This window comes from Streptomyces sp. Mut1 (assembly GCF_030719295.1).
Taxonomy (GTDB): domain Bacteria; phylum Actinomycetota; class Actinomycetes; order Streptomycetales; family Streptomycetaceae; genus Streptomyces; species Streptomyces castrisilvae.
Map to the genome: position 1 here is coordinate 2,879,736 of NZ_CP120997.1, position 21,649 is coordinate 2,901,384.

The 21,649-nt window shown below is 71.5% G+C and carries 21 protein-coding genes; 10 read left to right on the top strand and 11 right to left on the bottom strand.

What is annotated here, in order from left to right:
• Window positions 1-19: 19 nt before the first annotated feature.
• Together cofD and P8A18_RS12230 are read left to right on the top strand one after the other, a co-directional pair.
• Window positions 20-976 (top strand): 2-phospho-L-lactate transferase, encoded by a 957-nt coding sequence (gene cofD / locus P8A18_RS12225; RefSeq protein WP_306054109.1) that lies wholly within the window; start codon window positions 20-22, stop codon window positions 974-976.
• A complete protein-coding gene (locus P8A18_RS12230; RefSeq protein ID WP_306054110.1) occupies window positions 973-2,280 on the top strand; it encodes a coenzyme F420-0:L-glutamate ligase in 1,308 nt (435 codons plus the stop codon). The genes cofD and P8A18_RS12230 overlap by 4 nt, the downstream gene beginning before the upstream one ends.
• Window positions 2,281-2,390: 110 nt before the next feature.
• Here P8A18_RS12230 and P8A18_RS12235 read toward each other — a convergent pair whose 3' ends face one another.
• The 3 genes from P8A18_RS12235 to P8A18_RS12245 all read right to left on the bottom strand — a co-directional run bounded on the left by P8A18_RS12235 (window position 2,391) and on the right by P8A18_RS12245 (window position 5,966).
• Window positions 2,391-3,374: a DNA-3-methyladenine glycosylase family protein gene (locus P8A18_RS12235; RefSeq protein WP_306054111.1), complete on the bottom strand. Its 984-nt coding sequence runs from the start codon at window positions 3,372-3,374 to the stop codon at window positions 2,391-2,393.
• A 91-nt stretch (window positions 3,375-3,465) separates the two neighbouring features.
• The gene (gene manB, locus P8A18_RS12240; RefSeq protein WP_306054113.1) at window positions 3,466-4,557 is read right to left on the bottom strand and encodes a mannose-1-phosphate guanylyltransferase; all 1,092 of its coding nucleotides are present in this window, start codon (window positions 4,555-4,557) and stop codon (window positions 3,466-3,468) included.
• 113 nt (window positions 4,558-4,670) lie between these two features.
• Complete coding sequence (locus P8A18_RS12245; RefSeq protein WP_306054114.1) at window positions 4,671-5,966, bottom strand: peptidoglycan recognition protein family protein; 1,296 nt, start codon at window positions 5,964-5,966, stop codon at window positions 4,671-4,673.
• 138 nt (window positions 5,967-6,104) lie between these two features.
• On the opposite strand from P8A18_RS12245, the gene P8A18_RS12250 reads away from it, so the two are divergent.
• The 4 genes from P8A18_RS12250 to P8A18_RS12265 all read left to right on the top strand — a co-directional run bounded on the left by P8A18_RS12250 (window position 6,105) and on the right by P8A18_RS12265 (window position 12,448).
• Window positions 6,105-6,854: a TIGR03089 family protein gene (locus P8A18_RS12250; protein ID WP_306054117.1), complete on the top strand. Its 750-nt coding sequence runs from the start codon at window positions 6,105-6,107 to the stop codon at window positions 6,852-6,854.
• 237 nt (window positions 6,855-7,091) lie between these two features.
• Window positions 7,092-8,729 (top strand): LCP family protein, encoded by a 1,638-nt coding sequence (locus P8A18_RS12255; protein WP_371933664.1) that lies wholly within the window; start codon window positions 7,092-7,094, stop codon window positions 8,727-8,729.
• Window positions 8,730-8,952: 223 nt separating this feature from the next.
• Window positions 8,953-10,716, top strand: a complete 1,764-nt coding sequence (locus P8A18_RS12260) for an LCP family protein (protein WP_306054119.1) — start codon at window positions 8,953-8,955, stop codon at window positions 10,714-10,716.
• Window positions 10,717-10,765: 49 nt separating this feature from the next.
• The gene (locus tag P8A18_RS12265; RefSeq protein WP_306054121.1) at window positions 10,766-12,448 is read left to right on the top strand and encodes an LCP family protein; all 1,683 of its coding nucleotides are present in this window, start codon (window positions 10,766-10,768) and stop codon (window positions 12,446-12,448) included.
• A 65-nt stretch (window positions 12,449-12,513) separates the two neighbouring features.
• Here P8A18_RS12265 and P8A18_RS12270 read toward each other — a convergent pair whose 3' ends face one another.
• The gene (locus P8A18_RS12270; RefSeq protein ID WP_306054122.1) at window positions 12,514-13,545 is read right to left on the bottom strand and encodes a glycosyltransferase family 2 protein; all 1,032 of its coding nucleotides are present in this window, start codon (window positions 13,543-13,545) and stop codon (window positions 12,514-12,516) included.
• Between the two features lie 120 nt (window positions 13,546-13,665).
• Here P8A18_RS12270 and P8A18_RS12275 point away from each other — a divergent pair, with 120 nt between their 5' ends.
• Entirely contained in the window at window positions 13,666-15,195 is a 1,530-nt protein-coding gene (locus P8A18_RS12275; RefSeq protein WP_445978193.1) for an LCP family protein, read from the top strand.
• Between the two features lie 54 nt (window positions 15,196-15,249).
• Here the strand turns inward: P8A18_RS12275 and P8A18_RS12280 are convergent, their stop codons facing one another.
• Window positions 15,250-15,798, bottom strand: coding sequence for an acyl-CoA thioesterase (locus P8A18_RS12280; RefSeq protein ID WP_018552963.1), 549 nt, complete (start codon window positions 15,796-15,798; stop codon window positions 15,250-15,252).
• A 119-nt stretch (window positions 15,799-15,917) separates the two neighbouring features.
• Between P8A18_RS12280 and P8A18_RS12285 the strand changes: the two genes are divergently transcribed.
• Window positions 15,918-17,213 (top strand): LCP family protein, encoded by a 1,296-nt coding sequence (locus P8A18_RS12285; RefSeq protein WP_306054125.1) that lies wholly within the window; start codon window positions 15,918-15,920, stop codon window positions 17,211-17,213.
• An 11-nt stretch (window positions 17,214-17,224) separates the two neighbouring features.
• On the top strand, window positions 17,225-17,764 hold the full coding sequence (locus P8A18_RS12290) for a histidine phosphatase family protein (RefSeq protein ID WP_306054126.1): 540 nt from the start codon (window positions 17,225-17,227) through the stop codon (window positions 17,762-17,764).
• On the opposite strand, the gene P8A18_RS12295 is transcribed toward P8A18_RS12290, so the two are convergent.
• Genes P8A18_RS12295 through P8A18_RS12320 form a run of 6 tightly spaced genes read right to left on the bottom strand, consistent with a single transcriptional unit; the run spans window position 17,749 to window position 20,831 of the window.
• A complete protein-coding gene (locus P8A18_RS12295; protein ID WP_306054128.1) occupies window positions 17,749-18,555 on the bottom strand; it encodes a class I SAM-dependent methyltransferase in 807 nt (268 codons plus the stop codon). The two genes, P8A18_RS12290 and P8A18_RS12295, sit on opposite strands and share 16 nt — an antisense overlap.
• A complete protein-coding gene (locus P8A18_RS12300) occupies window positions 18,552-19,073 on the bottom strand; it encodes a hypothetical protein (RefSeq protein WP_306054129.1) in 522 nt (173 codons plus the stop codon). The genes P8A18_RS12295 and P8A18_RS12300 overlap by 4 nt, the downstream gene beginning before the upstream one ends.
• Window positions 19,074-19,082: 9 nt before the next feature.
• Window positions 19,083-19,541 carry a hypothetical protein gene (locus tag P8A18_RS12305; RefSeq protein WP_306054130.1) on the bottom strand — a complete coding sequence of 153 codons (459 nt, stop codon included), beginning with the start codon at window positions 19,539-19,541 and terminating at the stop codon, window positions 19,083-19,085.
• Window positions 19,542-19,550: 9 nt separating this feature from the next.
• Window positions 19,551-19,736, bottom strand: coding sequence for a DUF397 domain-containing protein (locus tag P8A18_RS12310; protein ID WP_306054132.1), 186 nt, complete (start codon window positions 19,734-19,736; stop codon window positions 19,551-19,553).
• Between the two features lie 7 nt (window positions 19,737-19,743).
• A complete protein-coding gene (locus P8A18_RS12315; RefSeq protein ID WP_371933665.1) occupies window positions 19,744-19,917 on the bottom strand; it encodes a DUF397 domain-containing protein in 174 nt (57 codons plus the stop codon).
• A gap of 32 nt (window positions 19,918-19,949) precedes the next feature.
• A complete protein-coding gene (locus P8A18_RS12320) occupies window positions 19,950-20,831 on the bottom strand; it encodes a helix-turn-helix domain-containing protein (protein WP_306054135.1) in 882 nt (293 codons plus the stop codon).
• Between the two features lie 162 nt (window positions 20,832-20,993).
• Here P8A18_RS12320 and P8A18_RS12325 point away from each other — a divergent pair, with 162 nt between their 5' ends.
• Complete coding sequence (locus P8A18_RS12325; protein ID WP_306054137.1) at window positions 20,994-21,422, top strand: ATP-binding protein; 429 nt, start codon at window positions 20,994-20,996, stop codon at window positions 21,420-21,422.
• Window positions 21,423-21,649 lie beyond the last annotated feature (227 nt).

The following is a 21,649-nucleotide window of genomic DNA, read 5'->3' on the forward strand; positions in this document are numbered from 1 at the left end:
CGCCTGACAGACTGTTTGCATGCGCATTGTGGTTCTGGCCGGCGGTATCGGTGGTGCTCGTTTCCTGCGTGGCCTCAAGGAGGCCGCGCCCGACGCGGACATCACGGTCATCGGCAACACCGGTGACGACATCCATCTGTTCGGACTCAAGGTCTGCCCCGACCTCGACACCGTGATGTACACCCTCGGCGGTGGCATCAACGAGGAGCAGGGCTGGGGCCGTACCGACGAGACCTTCCACGTCAAGGAGGAGTTCGCCGCGTACGGCGTGGGCCCCGAGTGGTTCGGGCTCGGCGACCGTGACATCGCCACCCATGTCGTCCGCACCCAGATGCTCGGCGCGGGCTATCCGCTCAGCGCCGTCACCGAGGCGCTCTGCGCCCGCTGGAAGCCGGGCGTCCGGCTGCTGCCCATGTCCGACGACCGCGTCGAGACGCATGTGGCGATCGACGAGGACGGCGAGAGCAGAGCCGTGCACTTCCAGGAGTACTGGGTGAAGCTGCGGGCCTCCGTCCCGGCGCGGGCGATCGTGCCCGTCGGCGCGGAGCAGTCGAAGCCCGCACCGGGCGTCCTGGAGGCCATCGCCGAGGCCGACGTCATCCTCTTCCCGCCGTCCAACCCGGTCGTGTCCGTCGGGACCATCCTCGCCGTGCCCGGCATCCGCGAGGCCATCGCCGAGGCCGGGGTGCCGGTCGTCGGGCTCTCCCCCATCGTCGGTGACGCCCCGGTGCGCGGGATGGCGGACAAGGTCCTGGCCGCGGTGGGCGTCGAGTCGACGGCCGCCGCGGTCGCCCAGCACTACGGCTCCGGGCTCCTCGACGGCTGGCTGGTCGACACCGTGGACGCGGGCACGGTGGACGAGGTCGAGTCGGCGGGCATCCGCTGCCGCTCCGTGCCTCTGATGATGACCGACGTCACCGCCACCGCCGAGATGGCCCGGCAGGCGCTGGCCCTCGCCGAGGAGGTACGCGCATGAGCACCACCGCGCCCTCCTACCGTGTGTGGGCCCTGCCCGGGGTGCCCGAAGTGCGCGCCGGGGACGACCTCGCCAAGCTGATCGCGGCCACCGAGCCCGGCCTCGCCGACGGTGATGTGCTGCTCGTCACCTCGAAGATCGTCTCCAAGGCGGAGGGCCGGATCGTCGAGGCCACCGACCGGGAGGCGGCGATCGACGCCGAGACGGTACGGGTGGTGGCGCGGCGCGGTTCGCTGCGCATCGTGGAGAACCGGCAGGGCCTGGTCATGGCCGCCGCCGGGGTCGACGCGTCGAACACCCCCGCCGGCACGGTCCTGCTGCTGCCCGAGGACCCCGACGCGTCCGCCCGTGCGATCCGGGAAGGGCTGCGTGCGACGCTCGGCGTCGAGGTCGGCGTCGTCGTCACCGACACCTTCGGCCGGCCCTGGCGCAGCGGGCTGACCGATGTCGCGATCGGCGCGGCCGGGGTGCGGGTCCTGGACGACCTGCGGGGCGGCACCGACGCGTACGGCAATCCGCTGAGCGCGACGGTGGTCGCCACCGCCGACGAGCTGGCCGCCGCGGGTGACCTGGTCAAGGGCAAGGCGGACGGGCTCCCGGTCGCGGTGGTGCGCGGCCTCGGCCACGTCGTGGACCCGGCGGACGCGCAGGGCGCCCGCGCGATGGTGCGGGTGGCGGCCGACGACATGTTCCGGCTCGGCACCTCCGAGGCGGTACGGGAGGCGATGACCCAGCGGCGCACGGTGCGCGAGTTCACCGACGACCCGGTGGACCCGGGTGCGGTACGGCGTGCGGTCGCCGCGGCGGTGACCGCGCCGGCCCCCCACCACACGACGCCGTGGCGCTTCGTCCTGCTGGAGTCCCCCGAGGCGCGGACCCGGCTGCTCGACGCGATGCGGGACGCGTGGATCGCGGATCTGCGGCGCGACGGCAAGAGCGAGGAGTCGATCGCCAAGCGCGTGCGGCGGGGCGATGTGCTGCGGCGGGCGCCGTATCTGGTGGTGCCATGCCTGGTGATGGACGGCTCCCACACGTACGGGGACGAGCGGCGGGACGGCGCGGAGCGCGAGATGTTCGTCGTGGCGGCGGGTGCGGGTATCCAGAATTTCCTGGTGGCGCTGGCCGGTGAGCGGCTGGGGTCCGCGTGGGTGTCCTCGACGATGTTCTGCCGGGATGTGGTGCGGGAGGTGCTGGCGCTGCCGGAGGCGTGGGACCCGTTGGGGGCGGTGGCGGTGGGGCGGCCGGCTGCGGACCCCGGGCCGCGGGTCGGGCGCGACGCGGAGGATTTCGTGGTGGTGAGGTAGGGCGGCGCGAGGGTTTTCGGGGCTCCGCCCCGGACCCCGGTCCTCCATCGCCGGACGGGCTTGAATGCACCGCCGGGCGGGGTTGGTTCCGCCCGGAAACCGGCCTCGGCTCACAGCCGGGCGATGTCCCTGGGCTGGAGGCGGGGCGCCCGGCGGGGCGGGGTTTCGCCCGAGAGCAGGATGAGGCGGGTGGCGCGGTGGCGTTGGCCCTCGTACGGGGTCAGGAGGGCGAGCATCTCCTCGTCGTCGGCGTTGCGGTTGCCCGCCAGGGCGTGGCCGACGATGCCGGGCAGGTGGAAGTCGCCGACGGTCACCGCGTCCGCCGCTCCGTTCGAGCGTTGCAGGGTCTCCGCCGCCGTCCAGGAGCCGATGCCCGGGATCGCCTGGAGGCGGGTCAGCGCGTCGGGCAGCTCCATGGCGGCCGCCTCCTCCATGCGGCGGGCCACCCGCACCGTGCGCAGGATCGTCGCCGAGCGCTTGGAGTCGACGCCCGCCCGGTGCCACTCCCAGGACGGGATCAGCGACCAGGTGCGGGCGTCCGGCATGACGTAGAGGCCGTACTCCTGCGGGCCGGGCGCGGGCTCCCCGTACCGGCGTACCAGGAGGCGCCAGGCGCGGTACGCCTCGTCCGTCGTGACCTTCTGCTCCAGGACCGACGGGATCAGCGACTCCAGCACCAGGCCCGTGCGCAGCAGCCGCAGCCCCGGCCGGCGGTGCTGGGTCACGGCGAGCAGGCGGTGGCGCGGGGTGAAGGCCGCCGGGTCGTCGCCCTCGCCGAGCAGGGTGGGCAGCTGGTCCAGCAGCCAGGACGCGCCGGGCCCCCAGGCGGCTGCCTCGATGCGGCCCTCGCGGGCGACGACATGGAGCGTGCCGGGGCCGGCCGGTGTGCGGCTGGCCCGGCGCACGGAGCCGTCGGCGGACATCCGGAACGTGGGGTCGGCGGGGCCCCGGCGCAGCGGACCGAGGACGAGTCGCAGGTCGAGCGGGCCCGGCGGGGTCCAGACGCGGGTCTGCGCCGCCGGTACGGGCGTGGCCGCCGCCTGGTGCGGGACGGGCGCGCGCCGGGCGTCGCGGGGAGCGAATCGTCCTGCCACGGGTGAGGTCCTCGGTTGTCGGGGGTGCCTGTCGAGGGTACGGCTGTTTTCGGCCACCCGGTCCCCGTACGGGTGGGAGTGGCCGGTCAGGTCACTCGTCCGAGGAGAACCGCACCGAGGCGTCCGGCAGCCGCGCCCCGCACCAGACGCGTACGCCCTCGCGCAGTTCGTTGTCGGCGCCCACCTCGGCGCCGTCGCCGACGACCGCGCCGGCCAGCACCGTACGGCTGCCGATCCGGGCGCCCGCTCCGACCAGGGAGTCCGTGATCACGGCGCCGGGTTCGACGGTCGCGCCCGCGAGCACGGTGGAGCCGTCGATCCGGGCGCCCGCGCCGATCACCGCGTCGGCGCCGATGACCGTACCGCCGGAGAGCTTGGCGTCGGAGGCGACGGACGCGGTGGGCAGGACGAGGCGGTCGCCGCAGCGGCCCGGGACGGCCGGGGAGGGGGCACGGCCCAGGACGAGGTCCGCCGAACCCCGTATGAACGCCTGCGGGGTGCCCAGATCCAGCCAGTACGTGGAGTCGACCATGCCCTGGAGGTGGGCGCCGTCGGCGAGGAGGCCGGGGAAGGTCTCCCGCTCGACGGAGACCGGGCGGCCGGCCGGGATGGTGTCGATGACCGAGCGGCGGAAGATGTACGCGCCGGCGTTGATCTGGTCGGTGACGATCTCCTCGGGCGTCTGCGGCTTCTCCAGGAAGGCGGTGACGCGGCCGGTGTCGTCGGTGGGCACGAGGCCGAAGGCGCGCGGGTCCTCGACCCGGGTCAGGTGGAGGGAGACGTCGGCGCCGGAGTCGGCGTGCGAGGTGGCCAGGGCCCGGATGTCGAGTCCGGTGAGGATGTCGCCGTTGAAGATGAGGACCGGTTCGTCCGGGCCGGAGGCGAGGCGGTGGGCGACGTTGCGGATGGCCCCGCCGGTGCCGAGCGGTTCGCGCTCGGTGACGTATTCGATGTGCAGGCCGAGTGAGGAACCGTCACCGAAGTACGGCTCGAAGACCTCCGCCAGATACGAGGTGGCGAGGACGATGTGCTCGACCCCGGCGGCCCGTGCGCGTGCCAGCTGGTGCGTGAGGAAGGGGACGCCCGCGGCCGGAACCATGGGTTTGGGCGTGTGCACCGTGAGCGGGCGCAGCCGGGTCCCCTTGCCCCCGACCAGGAGGATCGCTTCTTTTGCCTCTGTCACAGCACTGTCTTCGCTTCCTGCTGGGGCCGGCAGCTTCTTCGGCTGGCCAGTGTATGCAGACCGTAGGGGGCACCCTTCGGTCAGAGGGTCCGCGGCAGGTGCCCCTGGGGTCCTCAGCGGCCCTGGAGGCCGGCCGATGTGGTCCGGGCCGTCCCGAGCTTCTTGTAAAGACGCGCTCCGGGGCATTCGGTTGCGAATCCGTCTCGGTGTCCGGAGATCACGTCGAGGCTGACCTTCGCGCCCTTCGCGTACTTGTTGCTGCCGCCCGAGACCAGGGTCACCTTGCCCTTCGGGTCGGCGCCGGACAGGCCGAGCTTCCAGGCGGTGAGCTTGGAGACGGCGGTGACGGCGGCGGCGGGCGGTTCGGTGCTGGTGAAGGTGCCGAGGACGGCGATGCCCGTGGTGTTGGTGTTGAAGCCGAGGGTGTGGGCGCCCAGGACCGCCTTGGTCACGCCACCGGCCCGGCCCTCGTAGATGTTTCCGCACTTGTCGACCAGGAAGTTGTAGCCGATGTCGCGCCACCCGCTGCTCGTGACGTGGTAGCGGTAGATGCCGCGGATCACCGAGGGCGCCTGGGAGCAGGTGTAGTTGTTGCCGGTGGCGCTGTGGTGGACGAAGGCCGCCTTGACGGTCGAGGTGTACGCGAAGGTCTTCTCGCGCAGCTTCTCGTCGGCGCCCCAGCCCTCGCGGGTGACGATGCTCGGGCGCGGTCCGATGTACGGCTCGGCGGCGGACGCCGGCCGGGTGCCGGCCACCGTCCCGGACCTGCTCGGCGCGGGCGGTAGGGCACCCGCGCGGCCGGCGGCCCGGTCCGCGCCGGCCGCGCCCGTGATGTCCCGGGGGTCCTTGCCGGGGTCGACGAGTTCGAGGTGCAGTCCGGCGGGCAGCGGTACGGGGGTGGCGGACGCGTCGCGGGTGTCCGGGGCCCTGGGGCGGACCCGGACCTCGACGCCGTCGCTGTCGCCGACCCAGAGCGGGGCGGTGGAGCCCTTGACCGCGCCCGGGGCGCGTTCGGCGGCGCCGGGGTCGGGGGCGTGTTCGGCGTTGTGGGTCTCCAGGTCCTGCCAGCCGGACCAGCGGTGCGTCGCGGTGGCGCGGGTGCGGACCTGGGCAGTGCCGTGGAGTTCGGCGTCCACGTCGTCCCAGACGACCCCGGCCATGGAGAACGGGCTGACCGCGCGCCCGGTCAGTCCCTGCTCCCCGGCCGGTGCTCCGGTGGCCCGCGCGGAGGGCGCGGCCGGGGGGTCCAGGGGCAGGGACTGCGTCGAGCCGGGCAGGTCAGCGGGTTCGGAGCCCGCCGCTGCTTCGTGGGCTGGGGTGTCGGGGGCGGCGCCCGCGGGCGCGGCGAGCGGCAGGACGAACGCTGCCGTGCAGGTGACACCAATGGCGGATGCAGTGAAGGCACGCATACATATGATCCTTGGCATAACCGGACAACTCCGGCGACCCGGATTGTGCCGGGTCGTTGACGGCCCGTCTGCCGAACCGGTGTACGCGGCAGCCGCCGCACGAGGGCGCCTCTGCCGCCGCCGCGTACCCTTCCGCACATGAACGCCAGCGACCGCACCCCTGCCGACCTGCTGCGTTCCGCGCTCGCCGCGGACCCGGCCCGCCCCCTGGTCACCTTCTACGACGACGCCACCGGAGAACGCGTCGAACTGTCGGTGGCCACCTTCGCCAATTGGGTGGCCAAGACCGCCAATCTGCTCCAGGGCGACCTGGCGGCCGAGCCCGGTGACCGGCTCGCGCTGCTGCTTCCCGCGCACTGGCAGTCCGCGGTCTGGCTGCTGGCCTGCGCCTCGGTCGGTGTCGTCGCCGATGTGCAGGGCGATCCGGCCGGCGCCGACCTCGTCGTCACCGGGCCGGACACGCTGGACGCGGCGCGGGCCTGCCGGGGCGAGCGGATCGCCCTGGCGCTGCGCCCGTTGGGCGGGAGGTTCCCGCAGGCGCCCGAGGGGTTCGCGGACTATGCCGTGGAGGTGCCGGGGCAGGGCGACCGGTTCGCGCCGTTCGCTCCGGTGGACCCGGACGCTTTGGCGCTGACGGTGGGCGGGGCCGGGTTCACGGGGGCCGAACTGGTGGCGCGGGCCCGCGAGGACGGGGCGGCGCTGGGCCTGGCCGAGGGGGCGCGGCTGCTGTCGGGGCGTACGTACGACACCTGGGACGGCCTCAGCGCCGGGCTCTACGCGCCGTTGGCGACCGGAGGCTCCGTGGTCCTGTGCCGCCACCTCGGCGAGCTGGACGCGGACGCGCTGGCCCAGCGACTGGAGAGCGAGCGGGTCACGCTGACGCTGTGACGGCGGGGTGCTCCTCGTAGCCGGTACGACAAGCGGCCCGAGGGGCACCCGTCCGGCCCATCGTGGGCCGAGCCCTCCGCTCTGGTGCTCAACTCCGGTACATGATCTGCGGTACGGACCCCGAGGGTCTGCCCCAGGGATGTCTCGCCGAGGCACAACCAAGCGTGAGGTTCAGCCGTCTACTTCTGCGACCGGCGGCCCAGCGCGCGCCGCCGAACGTGAAGGATGGACGCAGACGTGACCGAAAGCGCCGGCACTCCGGGCGACCCCGACGACTCGGCCGCGAGCGGGGACCGGACACCGGACGCGCCGCCGCCCGGAAGCGAGCAGGCCGGAAGCGAGCAGGCCGGAAGCCGGCCGCAGGAAAGCGAACCGGCCGGGCAGGACACCCCAGGCAGCGAACCGGCGGAGCAGGACACCCCGGACAGCGACAAGCGGGAAGCAGCCGGGGACGCACCGGACAGCGAGAACCAGGACACGCCCCGGGACACGCCGGACGGCGACAAGCAGTCCGCCCCGGACGGCGACAAGCAGTCCGCCCCGGACGGCGACAAGCAGTCCGCCCCGGACGGCGACAAGCAGTCCGCCCCGGACGGCGACAAGCAGTCCGCGCCGGACGGCGAGACGCAATCCGCCGCGCCCGGCGGGGAGACGCGCAGTGGTTCGGGCAGCGGCCCGGCGCCGGAACCCGGTCCGAAGAACGAGGGCGCGGCCGTCGACATCACCGTCAGGCGCAAGCGGCACTGGCTGCGTTGGACCGCGCTCGGCACCTCGTTCGTGGTGCTCGTCGCGGCGGGCATCGGCTGGTGGCTGTACAGGAAGCTCGACGGCAACATCCATACGGACACCTCGGCGGCGGCCGAGCTGAAGGTGTACGAGAAGGAGCGGCCCGTCTCCGTCGTCCACGACGCGGAGAACATCCTCCTCATCGGCTCGGACAGCCGGGCCGGTGACAACCGCAAGTACGGCCGCGACGACGGCGGCAGCCAGCGCTCGGACACCACGATCCTGCTGCACCTGGCGGCGGACCGTAAGAGCGCCACCGCCATGTCGATCCCGCGTGACCTGATGGTGGACATCCCGACCTGCCATAAGGCGGACAAGTCGGCCAGCAAGCCGCAGTTCGCCCAGTTCAACTGGGCCTTCGAGATGGGCGGGACCGCCTGCACCATCCGGACCGTCGAGAAGATGACGGGCATCCGCATCGACCACCACATGGTCATCGACTTCAACGGCTTCAAGGACATGGTCGACGCGGTCAACGGGGTCGAGATCTGCCTCAAGGAGCCGATCGACGACAGCGACGCCCACCTCAAGCTCGCGGCCGGCCGCCACAAGCTCAACGGCGAGCAGGCGCTCGGCTACGTGCGGGCCCGCAAGTCGATCGGCAACGGCAGTGACACCGACCGCATGGACCGCCAGCAGCAGTTCCTGGGCGCGCTGGTCAACAAGGTGCAGAGCAACGGCGTCCTCCTCAACCCGACGCGGCTCTACCCGGTGCTGGACGCGGCGACCAAGGCGCTGACCACCGACCCGGGGCTGGCCAGCCTGAAGGACCTCTACGACCTGGTGCGGGGCATGCGTGACGTCCCCACCGACAAGGTGCAGTTCCTGACGGTGCCCCGGCAGCCGTACCACCTCGACGCGAACCGGGACGAATTGGTGCAGCCCGACGCGGACAAGCTCTTCAAGCAGCTGCGCGCGGACAAACCGGTCGCCGTGGTGCCCGCGGACGAGCTGAAGAAGGACGACGGCAAGAACGACGACGACAGGAACGACGACGGCAGGAGCACGGACTCCACCGATGCCTCCGGGCCGTCCCCCACACCCACCTATTCGGGGAACAATGCCGCGACCGACCTGTGCAAGCAGTAAAGCAATGGCCAAACAGACGCCAACGTTCGGCGTGCAATGGGAAGAATGCCCAGTTGTAAGGGCCGTGGAATGTGTCACGCGCGTCGCTGGACGCCGAATGAGACGGATAGTGTGACGCGATCCGGTGCTTCCGGCCATCCGGCCGCGCACTTCTGGAGCGAAAGACTGGGTGCCTTTTCGGGGGAGGCGCCTCGCGTGGCACCGACGGAGGACTCAAGTAACCGTGGATGCGCAAAGCCGTGGGCGGGCGGAAGACATGGATCCCGCAGACCAGTGGGTTCTCAACCCGGACACCGGTGATTACGAACTGCGACTGAACCAATCCGGAGGGAATTCGCCCCGCTCCACGACGCCTCCGGCCCAGCGCGGTCCCGGGCGTACGGGCACCCCTCGTGACGGCGGCCAACGCCGGTCCCCCGACGGCGACTCCCCGCGCCGCAGCACCGAGGTGCCGCGCCAGGGCGGACGCCGGTCGGCGGGCGGTCAGCGCGGCCAGGACCGTACGGCTCCCAAGGACGCCGCCCCCGGCCGCCGCAAGCGCAAGGCGCCCAAGTCCCGCGGCAAGAAGGCGCTGGTCTGGACGGGCGGCGTGATGGCGTTCCTGCTCGTCGGCGTCTCGGCCGGCGGCTACTGGCTGTACCAGCACTTCAACGGCAACCTCAGCACGGTCGACATCGGCGACCGGGGCAACAAGGACGTCATCACCGCCAACGCCCCCCTCAACATATTGATCATCGGTACGGACAAGCGCACCGGTAAGGGCAACGAGGGCTACGGCGACAAGGGCAGCGCCGGCCACGCCGACACCAACATCCTGTTCCACGTCTCCGAGGACCGCACCAACGCCACGGCGCTCAGCATCCCGCGCGACCTCATCACGGACATCCCGGACTGCAAGACCAAGCAGGAAGACGGTTCGGAGAAGACCATCCCGGGAACGCCGCACGAGCGGTTCAACACCAGCCTCGGCCAGAACGACCGCGACCCGGGCTGCACGATGGACACCGTCAAGGCGCTGACCGGCCTGACCGTCGACCACTTCATGATGGTCGACTTCAACGCGGTCAAGGAGCTGACCACGGCGGTCGGCGGCGTCGAGGTCTGCCTGGCGCACGCGGTCAAGGACAAGGACTCCAAGCTCGACCTGCCGGCCGGCAAGAGCACGGTCCAGGGCGAGCAGGCACTCGCCTTCGTACGGACCCGGCACGCCTTCGCCAACGGCAGTGACCTGGACCGGATCAAGGGCCAGCAGCAGTTCATCGGCTCGATGATCCGTCAGATGAAGTCCGACGACACCCTGACCAGCCCGACGAAGCTGTACAAGCTCGCGGACGCGGCGACCAAGGCACTGACGGTCGACAAGGCCATCGGCACGGTGAAGAAGCTCAGCTCGCTCGCCACCGAGCTCAGCAAGATCGACACGAAGAACATCACGTTCGTCACGATGCCGGTGATAGACAACCCGGAGGAACCCAAGCCCGTCACGGTCGTCGCGCACCCCACCAAGGCGGAGCAGCTGTTCTCGATGATGCGTGACGACACCTCGCTGACCGAGGTGGCCGCGCAGAAGAAGAAGGCCAAGAGCAAGCAGGACGCGCTCCTCAAGGGAACCAAGGCGGCCGCGGGCGACGTCCGGGTCGATGTGTACAACGGCGGCGAGGTCGCCGGCGGCGCCCAGCAGACGGTCACCTGGCTGCAGAACACCAAGGGCGTCCTGAAGTCCACGAACAAGGCCAACGCACCGAAGAAGATCGCCAAGACGACGCTGGAGTACGCCCCGAACCAGGCGGACCAGGCCCGCGCCCTCGCCGAGATGATGGGGCTGCCCGGGTCCGCGATGAAGCAGGGCACGGCCGACGCCGAGGGACTTGAGGCGATGGTGCTGACGCTGGGCGCGGACTTCAAGGCCGCCGGGACCCCGATCACCGGGCCGACGGAGATCGACATCCCGAAGGCCAGCGCCGACAAGGCAGAGTGCGCCGAGTGACACCGGGTCACCGCGCGATACCGCGAGTCTGAGCAGCAGGGGGGTCCTGGTGGGACGGAGCAGCACGCCTGGGGAGGGGACGCGGCCGCGGCCCCCGCACAGCCGCAGATCCGGGGAGCGCCACGAGGACACGGACGGCGCCGGTACGCCCACCGTCGTCGCCGGCAAGGGCGAGGGCCGCGGCTCCGGGGGCGGGCATCGCGCCGGGAACCGGGGCGGGCGCCGGAAGCCGAAGAAGAAGCACCGCGTGCTGCGGTGGACGGCCTTCTCCGTCGCCTTCCTCATACTCGGGACCGGCGCGGCCGGTTACCTCTGGTATCAGCACCTGAACAGCAACCTCCGCAAGGGGGAGCGGAGCGCGGGCAACAGCGCCGCGAAGAAGGCCGCCCCCAACGCCGAGGGCAAGACCCCGCTGAACATCCTGCTGATCGGCTCCGACAGCCGTAACAGCGCGGAGAACCTCAAGCTCGGCGGCTCGCGGGACAGCGTCGGCGGCACCCCGCTCGCCGATGTGCAGATGCTGCTGCACGTGTCGGCCGACCGGAAGAACGCCTCGGTCGTCAGCATTCCCCGGGACACCCGCGTGGACATACCCGCCTGCAAGGACCCGGAGACCGACAAGGAGTACCCGGCCAGCAACGGCATCATCAACGAGTCGCTGCGCGGCGGCCCCGGCTGCACCCTGGACACCTGGGAACAGCTCACCAAGGTCTACATCGACCACTGGATGATGGTCGACTTCGCCGGTGTGGTCGCCATGGCGGACGCCGTGGGCGGCGCCGAGGTCTGTGTGAAGCAGGACGTCTACGACCTGCCGAAGCCCAACGTGCCCGGCGGCTCGTACCTGCGGATGAAGGCGGGCACGCACAAGGTCCAGGGCGAGGACGCGCTGAAGTGGCTGCGCACCCGGCACGCCTTCGAGAGCGACATCGGCCGGTCCAAGGCCCAGCACATGTACCTGAACTCCGTGCTGCGCGAGCTCAAGAACCAGAACGCCTTCACCGACACGGGCAGGCTGATGAACCTCGCCGAGACCGCGACCAAGTCGCTCCAGGTCTCCGAGGAGATCGGCACGGTGAAGAAGCTGTTCGACCTCGGCATGCAGCTGAAGAACGTGCCGCTGGACAAGATGAACATGCTGACGATGCCCCGCATCCCCGATCCCCAGGACCCCGACGCGCACGTGCTGCCGAAGCCCGGCGCCGCCGACAAGCTGTGGGCGCTGCTGCGCGATGACCAGTCGCTCGACCCGAAGGACCGGGCCAAGGCGAAGAAGAAGGCGGCGACGGCCGGGCCGAAGGCCGGTGCTCCGGCGTCGCTCGGGATCACCGTGGTCAACGGCACCGGGGCCGACGGGCAGGCGCCCGCCGAGGGCCGTGCGGCCGAGGTCCGGGACCTGCTGAAGTCCAAGGGCTTCGCGGAGGCGGACACCACGTCCGATCCGGGGTCCGCCGAGACGACCGAGGTGACGTACCCGCGCAGCGCCGGGGCGCAGGGCAAGTCGGACGCCCTGTCCGTGGCCAAGGCGCTGTCGCTGCCGACGAGCGCCGTCAGGGAGACCCCGAGCGGGGCGGGGCTGACGCTCACGGTCGGCTCCGACTGGCGTACGGGCGCCGAGGCGCCGAAGGGCGCCGAGGACGACGACAGTGACCCGCTGGAGGGCACCGAGGCCGTGAACGGCGCGAAGACGGACGATTGCATGGACGTGTACTGGCCGTACCGCACGCCGTAGGAGTTTTCGGTACGCGAGAGGGGGCGCCCGGTCCGGCCGGGCGCCCCCTCTTCCTCGTGTCCGGGTCAGGCCACCGGCGTGCCGGGCGCGGTGACCGCCGGGCGGCGGCTCGCGATGACCTTCTTCGCCAGCGAGCGCGGGCTCGTCAGGAAGCCGTACCCCCACGACATGTGCATGGTCGCCAGCGCCACCGGGATCCGGGCTCGGGCCTTCAGCGACAGGCCCTTGCCGGCCGGCAGCGACCCGGCGACGATCGCCGCGGCGTAGCCGCCCGGGACGATCAGGGCCCACGGGGTGACCGCCGCGCCCACCACGAGGCCGGCCGCGATGGCGACGACGGCGGTCGGGGGCGCGAGGTAGCGCAGGTTGATGGAGCCGGAGTGGTAGCGGGCGACGACGTGGCGCCAGCGGCCGTAGTCCTTGTACTGCTTGGCGAGCGCCCGTACGGAGGGGCGGGGACGGTACTGGACGCGCAGCTCGGGCGAGAACCAGATCAGGCCGCCGGCCTCGCGGATGCGGAAGTTCAGCTCCCAGTCCTGGGCGCGGATGAACTCGACGTTGTACCCGTCGGCCTTCTCCAGCGCCTCCCGGCGGAAGACGCCCAGGTAGACCGTCTCGGCGGGGCCCGCCTCGCCTCCGGTGTGGAAGGCCGCGTTGCCGACGCCGATCTTCGATGTCATGGCCGCGGCGACGGCGTCCTCCCAGGCGTTCTCGCCCTCGGCGTGCATGATGCCGCCGACGTTCTGCGCGCCCGTCTCCTCCAGGAGCCGGACGGCGGTCGCGATGTAGTTCGGCGAGAGCATGCCGTGGCCGTCGACGCGGACGACTATGGGGTGGCCGGATGCCTGGATCGCGGCGTTCAGGGCGGCGGGGGTGCGGCCGGTGGGGTTGGGCACGGTGTGGACCCGGGGGTCCTCCGCGACCAGCTCGGCGGCGATCTCGTCCGTGCGGTCCGTGGACGGGCCGAGCGCGATCACCACCTCCATCTCCCCCGCGTACTCCTGCTCCAGGATGTGGCGGACGGAGTTGCGCAGATGACGCTCCTCGTTGAGCACCGGCATGATCACGGAGACGGCGGGAGGCTGCGCGGCAGACATGTGGTCCTCGGGGGGTCCTCGGGGGCGCCGGGGGTTCGCACCCCACCGGGCGGCGGTATTCGGCCGCCACGTTACCGCGAATGGGGGACAGCAGTGCGCGCCGCCGGGGGGCCTCCCGGGATGCAGATCATATGGGCCTACCGTGCGAACGGTCCCCCTCGCACCGCGGAGGTGTCCCCCGTGCCCACGCCGCATCGCTCCCCCCGTCCGCCCAGGCCACGCACCGCTCCTCCCTCGCGGCGGGGGCGGCCCAGAAGGCCGGACGAGCGGCCGCGCTGGGGCATGCGGATGGCGACCGGGCTCTCCGTCCTCGTGCTCGGGGCCGGCGGGATCGGGCACGCGGTCGTGACGAACCTGGAGAGCGGGATCGACCGCATCGACCCGTTCAAGGACATGAAGAACCGGCCCGCGGGCGGACACGGCATGAATCTGCTGCTGGTCGGCACCGACGGGCGCGACAAGATCACCAAGGAGGAGAAGCAGAAGTACCGGCTGGGCGGCGAGCCCTGCCACTGCACGGACACGATCATGCTGGTGCACCTGTCGGCGGACAAGGAGCGCGCCAGCGTCGTCAGCCTGCCGCGCGACAGTTACGCGGAGATCCCCGCGCACCGGGACCGCACGACCGGCGAGGAGCACGCGGCGCACCCGGTGAAGCTGAACGCGGCGTACGCGGAGGGTGGGCCGAGCCTCACCGTACGCACCATCGAGCACATGACGGGCGTCAAGATCGACCACTACCTGGAGGTCGACTTCACCAGCTTCATGACGACGGTCGACACCCTCGGCGGTGTGAAGATCTGCACGGCCAAGCCGCTGAAGGACTCCTACACCGGCCTGGACCTCGCGGTCGGCACCCACACGCTGGACGGCGGCCAGGCGCTCCAGTACGTACGTTCCCGGCACATCGACGGGGCCGCCGACCTGGGCCGGATGCAGCGCCAGCAGAAGTTCATGGCCGCGCTGATCACGCGGGCGACGAGCAGCGGGGTCCTGCTGAATCCGGTGAAGCTCCGCGAGGTCGCCTCGACGATGCTGAAGTCGGTCCGGGCCGACCGGGGCTTCGACACGGAGCAGATGCTCTCCATCGGCCAGGCGATGCGCGGCTTCTCCCCCTCGTCGTCGGAATTCGCCTCGGTGCCGATGAGCGATGTCGCCTACCAGGTCAAGGGCATCGGCTCCACGGTCAGATGGGACCCGGCCAAGTCGAAGCAGCTGTTCACCGCCCTGCGCGAGGACAAACCCCTGGCGACCGCCAGACCGGCCGCGCAGGCCGCCGCGAAGAAGGTCGACGTGCCGCCGCGGCAGATCCGGGTCCAGGTCTACAACGGGACCGAGAAGGACGGCCTGGGCTCCACGGTCGACGCGGCGCTGCACGCCACGGGCTTCGACACCACCCGCGCCCCGCTCACCTCACCGCAGCACGACCTCAAGCACACCCTGGTCACGTACGACCCCCGCTGGGACCGCTCCGCGAAGACCCTGGCAGCGGCCCTGCCGGGCGCGGAGCTGCGGGCGGTGCAGGGCCAGGGGGCGACGCTGAACGTGACCGCGGGCGAGGACTACCACAAGGTGACCCCGGTCCACGCGGAGGAGCCGGAGACGGGCAAGTTCGACGCGGTGAAGGGCGACGAGGTGACGTGCCCGTGAGGCTGCCGGGGTGAAACACCGCAACCCCGCGCCCCGCGGCCGGCCCCGCGCCGCTCAGTCCTCGATGCCGTCGGCCAGCCGCTTCTCCCGCAGCTCACGGATCGCGCGGCGCCGCGCAAGCCGGTGCGTGCGGCGGATCTGGGCCTCCTGGTAGCGCCGCTTGTCGCGCTCCGTCTCGGGGACGACCTGCGGTACGGGGCGGGGCCGCCCGTCCGCGTCCACCGCCGCGAACACCAGGTACGCGCTGCCGACCTGCGTCGCGGGCGTCGACTCGTTCCAGCGCTCGGCCATGACCCGGACGCCGACCTCCATGGAGGAGCGGCCCGTCCAGTTGACCTGGGCCCGCACATGCACGAGGTCGCCGACCCGGACCGGTTCCAGGAAGACCATCTCGTCCATCGAGGCCGTGACAGCGGGCCCGCCGGAGTGCCGGCCGGCCACGGCGCCCGCCGCGTCGTCGACCAGTTTCATGATCACACCGCCGTGCACGGTACCCAGGAGATTGGTGTCGCTGCCGGTCATGATGTGGCTGAGGGTGGTCCGGGAGGCCGCGGTGGGCTTGGCCGGAATGTCGCCCTCCGGGCGCGTGGCCTGATCTGTCATACCGTCCACCTTATGTGGGGGCTTGGAGAGCGTCGCAATGCATCAGCTTCGCAACAGCCCTGGTCCGATTTTCCTCACACCCTGTAAGAGGGATGGCCCCGGCCTGCACACTGGTCCGTATGAACGATTGGCCCGACGGCTGGACCGACGACAACCGCAGCGGTAACCGCTACGGGCAGGGCAGCGGGAGCGAGCGCCCCGAGAGCGCCCGCTCCATGCCGCATGTCCAGCGCCGCCCGGCCCCGCCTCGGCAGCGCCCCGCGCCGCCGAGACAGCGCCCGGTGCCGCAGCAGCCGGCCGGCTACGACGAAGGCCGGCCGCAGTACGACAGCGGCTACAACACGGGCCAGGTCTACGGCGGCGAAGACGGCGGCCGTGGCGCGGGTCACGGCGGAGGTCCCGGCGACGGCGGCCGTGTCCGGGGCCGCCCCGGCGCGGCGCCGAACTGGGGCCGCCGGATCAGGATCGGCGCGCTGGTCCTGGTCGTCGCGGTGCTCTGCGTCTCCGTGGGCACGTACTTCTGGGCCGACTCCAAGCTGAACCGCGACGTCGACCTGTCCAAGGTCATCGAGCGGCCGAAGGCGGGCGACGGGACGAACTACCTGATCGTCGGCTCCGACAGCCGCGAGGGCATGACGTCCGAGGACAAGAAGCGGCTCCACACGGGTTCGGCCGAGGGCAAGCGGACCGACTCGATGATGATCCTGCACGACGGCGGCAACGGCCCGACGCTGGTCTCGCTGCCCCGTGACTCCAACGTCGAGATCCCCTCCTTCGTCGGCTCCGAGTCCGGCAAGAAGTACCCGGCCACCGGCCGTACGACGAAGCTGAACGCCGCGTACGCCACGGACGGGCCCGAACTGCTCGTGCGTACCGTCGAGTTCAACACCGGCCTGCACATCGACCACTACGTCGAGATCGGCTTCGGCGGCTTCGCCAAGATCGTGGACTCGATCGGCGGGGTGGAGCTGGACATTCCGAAGGCGTTCAAGGACAAGTACTCCGGCGCCGACTTCCAGGCCGGCAAGCAGACCCTGGACGGCCAGCAGGCCCTGGCCTTCGTCCGTACGCGCCACGCCTTCACCTCCGACCTGGACCGTACGAAGAACCAGCAGAAGTTCCTCGCGGCGCTGGCGAGCCAGACGGCGACGGTCTCGACGATCATCAACCCGTTCAAGCTGTACCCGACCCTGGGCGCGGGACTGGACACGCTGATCGTCGACAAGGACATGTCGCTGTGGTCCCTGGGCCAGATGTTCTTCGCCCTGAAGGACGTCACGGGCGGCGACGGCACCTCGCTGAACATGCCGATCTCCGGTTCCACGGGCGGCAACCTGGTCTGGGACAAGGCCAAGGTCAAGCAGCTGGTGGAGCAGCTCAACAACGACGAGAAGGTCACGGTCACGGAGAACTGAGGGGGCCCGCCATGCCGGTGCGGATCGTGTACGAGTCGCACGCGACGACCACCGACAACGAGGCGGGCATCGCCACGGGATGGCTCCCGGGCCGGCTCTCCCCGACCGGCCGCCGCCAGGCCGCCGAACTGGGTGGCCGGCGGCGCGGCACCGGGCTCGACGCCGTCTACACCTCGGACCTGGCCCGCGCCGTCGAAACGGCCCGGATCGCGTTCACCGGCCCGGAGGTCCCGGTGCTCCGCCAGGACCCACGCCTGCGGGAATGCGACTACGGGGAACTGAACGGCAGCCCGACAGCCGTCCTGCATCCGCTGCGCACGCGGCACATCGACCGCCCCTGGCCCGGCGGCCAGAGCTACCGCGACGTGCTCGACGCGACGGCCGCGTTCCTGCGCGACCTGGCCGCCGAGTGGGACGGCGGCCACGTCCTCCTGATCGCGCACTCGGCGAACCGCTGGTCCCTGGACTGCCTGCTCGCGGGTACCCGCCTGGAGAGCCTGGTCGCGCACCCGCCGCCGTGGCAGCCGGGCGTCTCCTACACCCTGCCCTGACCCAGCACCGCCACGTGCGGCAGCGACAACAGCCCGTCGTCCGCGAGGAATTCGCCGCACAGCACGTCGTACTCGCGCTTGGCGGCGGCCACGCCATCCGGCCCCGCGCTGGTGACCATCCCGCCGACCGCGCCGATCCCGGCGGCGGGACCCGCCCACCAGTCCTCCGGATCGGCCCGGTGCTCCCAGGCGTGCGTCTCGCCCCGTGCGTCCCCGAGCCCGGCGGCCGTGAGCAGCGCGGCCACCCCGTCCGGGGTGCGCGCGAAGTTCCGTTCCTCGTCCACGGTGGCCAGCCAGTCCGGCCGGGTCAGCCCGGCGGCCTGGGCGGCCCGGCCCACCAGCGCCTGGCCCGGCGCGCCGGGCAGCTGCCAGATGGTGACGGCGATCCTGCCGCCCGGCCGGATGACCCGGCGCATCTCGACGAGGGCGTCCAGCGGGCGGCCGACGTGGTTGAGCACGAAGTTGGCCACGACCGCGTCGAACTCACCGTCGGCGTACGGCAGCTGGGGCAGCGTCCCGGTCCGCACCTCGGCCCCGGGCGCGGCCCGCCGGGTCGCCGCGACCATGCCGGGCTCGGCGTCCACGGCCCGGACGAACGCTCCGCGCGCCACGGCGGCGGCGGTCACGTTGCCGGTGCCGCACCCCACGTCGAGCAGGCGCGTCCCGGCCCCCACCTCGGCGGCGTCCAGCAGGGCGGGCACGGTGCGGACGCAGAGCCGGGCGGCGGTGCGGGCGTAGGCGTCGGCCTGCCCGTCCCATATCCGCCGTTCCATCACGTCGAACGCGGTCATGTCTCGTCTCCTTCGGTACGGGTACGGGTACGGGTCGTGGGGGTCTGCGGTTCCGCTTCGTTCAGGTCCTCGTGCAGGGCGCCGAGTACGCGCCCGGTGGGCTCACCGTGCTCGGACAGCTCCCCGAGGAACCACCCGGGCAGCCGCCCCTCCACTTCATCCGGCACCTCGCCCCGCTCCGGGTCGTCCATCCCCTGGAGCAGCGCGAACGCGGTCTCCCTGGCCACCTCGCGGGCAATCTCCCCCAGCTCATCGGGTGTCACCCCGAGCCGGACGGCCCGCTCGACGGCCCCGCCGGCCACGCCTTCCCCGCGGTAGGCGGCCACCCAGTCGGGCGCGGTGGTGCTCCAGGCGTCGATGTCCTGCCAGACCATGCGCAGGAACCGGTACCGGGCGAGCTGCGGCAGATCCCGCTCCGCCTCGGCCCACCCCTCGGCGTCCTCGGCCCCGAGCACCTCGAACAGCCGCGTCAGCCTCTCGACGTCCTCCCCCTCCCCTTCCTCCTCCCCCTTCCCCACCGCGCCTCCTCAGCTGCTGCGGAAGCTACGGGAGAGCCAGGGGCTGAGCATGGTGCGCGGCACGAGCTCCTTGTACGTCTCGTCCCCCGGCAACGGCACGACGAGCCACTGCCCCGGCGGGAGGAACCGGCTCCTCACGTACGCGGTCCCGCCGTACACGGACCGCAGGAACGCGGGCACGGAGTCGCGGGGCACGTCGTCGAACACCACCCCGTCGACGGAGATCCGCGCGTCGTCCTCCGGAAAGACCTGCACGGTGACGGCGGGCGCCCCGCCCAGCTCGATGAACGCCTCGTGCGGCAGCGACCCGTCGGCGTCGGTCACGGCGAACGCCCCCGCCGACGTACGCCGGGAGGTCTGGTCGGTCCCGATGTCGTCGGTGACGGTGACCTCCAGGTTGTACGCCTTCGCGACCTCCCGCACGGCGGTGACGGCAGCCTCGGTGGACGGCAGCTGAGGATGCGCCACGCGGCCCCCTCAGCCGAGCGCCGCGTACGCGACGAAGGCCGCCCAGGCGCGCGGGGCGTGCGTGAGGCGGGGGCCGCCCGCGTCCTTGGAGTCCCGGACGAGGACGGCGCGGGGGGCGGCGGCGACCTCGACGCAGTCGTTTCCGTCACCACTGCTGCTGTAGCTGCTCTTGACCCACGTCAGCTGGTCAGCCATGTCGGAGTCAGCCTTCCGCCGCGTACGTGGTGAACTCCGCCCATGCACTCTCTTCGAAGGCGAGCATGGGCCCCCGCGTGTTCTTGGAGTCTCGTACGAGGACGGTGTCGGGGGCAGCGGCGACCTCGACACAGTTGTTGCCGCTGCTGCTGTCGCTGTAGCTGCTCTTGAACCAGTTCATCGCAGAAGCGTCCCCGGCGGAGGGATTGTCAGTCATGTCTCTCCCAGCACTTGCTTGATGAAGGCCAGTGACTCCGCTGGCGTCAGGGCCTGGGCCCGGATCATGCCATACCGCAGTTCCAGGATCCGGAGCTGCTTCGGGTCGGTGACGGGGCGCCCGCTGAACGCACCCCACGAACGACCCACAGCCGTACCGTCCCCGAACTTCAACACCTCGATCCCACCGTCCAGCCCAGGATGAGTCTCACAGTTGAGGGGCATGATCTGAAGCGACACGTTCCTCAACTGTGCAATGGCGAGTAGGCGTTCCAACTGCCTTCGCCACTCCATTCTGCCGCCGATGGGCCGACGCAGTGCAGCCTCTTCCAGGACGAAGCTGAGCGCCGGGGCCCGTGTACGGTCGAAGATCGAGCGTCGAGCCAATCGGGCCGCCACCCCACGCTCCACCTCGTCGCGCGAATAGGACGGCTGCCGCGTCTCCAGCAGCGCACGGGCATGCCCCTCCGTCTGCAAGAGACCGTGGATGCCGTGCTCGGCATACACCGCCATCTCAACGGCGAGCGCCTCCATCTTCGCCAGATCCCGAACTTTCTTCGGATACCGGACCACCGCCAAGTCCTGCTTCATCACGGCGATCTTGCCGTTCGCGCCCATGACGTCGTCCGACCTGTCCAGGTACTCCGGCCGGGGGATGCGCCTGCCGCCCTCGACCTTGTAGACGAGGTCCTCCCCGTACCCGATCAGCGCCCCGAACTCCGCAGCCCGCATCCCCGACGCCTCGCGCCACGCCTTGAGCTGGCGGCCCACGGCGGCGACGACTGCCGCGCCCGACTCGTCCTCGGGATCGACGTCCCAACCATGCTCGTCCGACTCACTGTTGGTGCTCCGGTCCTTGCCGACCGCGTCCACACTCATCCGTGCCCCACTTCCGACGTGCGTGCCGTTCTTCCTCAACCGTCCCCGTCCCCACACGTCACTCCGGACAGCCGGGACAACGCCGGACAAGCGCCGGACAGTCACCGTACGCAAGGGCTCGGTCACTGTGCACGGTACGCAGACGCGGCCACGCTGAGTGATGTGAACCAACAAATTGCCGGCCTTCAACGGCCCATCACCGAGCGCGCGTTCACCGTTCGGCTCTCCCCCACCCGCCGGGGCGCCCGGCTCGCCCGACTGCTCACGGTGGTGCATCTGGGCCTCTGGGGCCTGCCTTCGGCGGCGGCCGCGCACATCGTCGCCGAGCTGGCCGCGAACGCGGCGGTGCACGGGAGGGTGCCGGGCCGGGACTTCCAACTGGCCGTGACCGTAAGCGAAGACACCACGCTGCGGATCGAGCTGACGGACACGAAGGGCGACAGACTGCCCGTGGCGGCATCCGCGCCCGACGAACAGTCCGAGAGCGGACGGGGCCTGCTGATCGTCGAGGCCATGGCCGACCGCTGGGGCGTGGCCCTGGGGCCGGTTCCACGCAAGACGGTGTGGGCCGAACTCGACCTCGTACCGTGACGCGACCGGTCCACCGGGTCGCGGAAATCCACGACCTCGTCCATGGGTCGTGGAAATCCGCGACCCGGTGCGCCACGACATCAAATGCTTGAAAGAAACCGGGGAAAGAACCCAACCCCACCCCACCCGACCCCGTACGAACCCTCATCACTCGCGCGGGTGACAAATGGCAACTGGGCTGGATTTGGGGCAGGTTGCCGGGCATATGCTCGCGGCATCCACGTCAG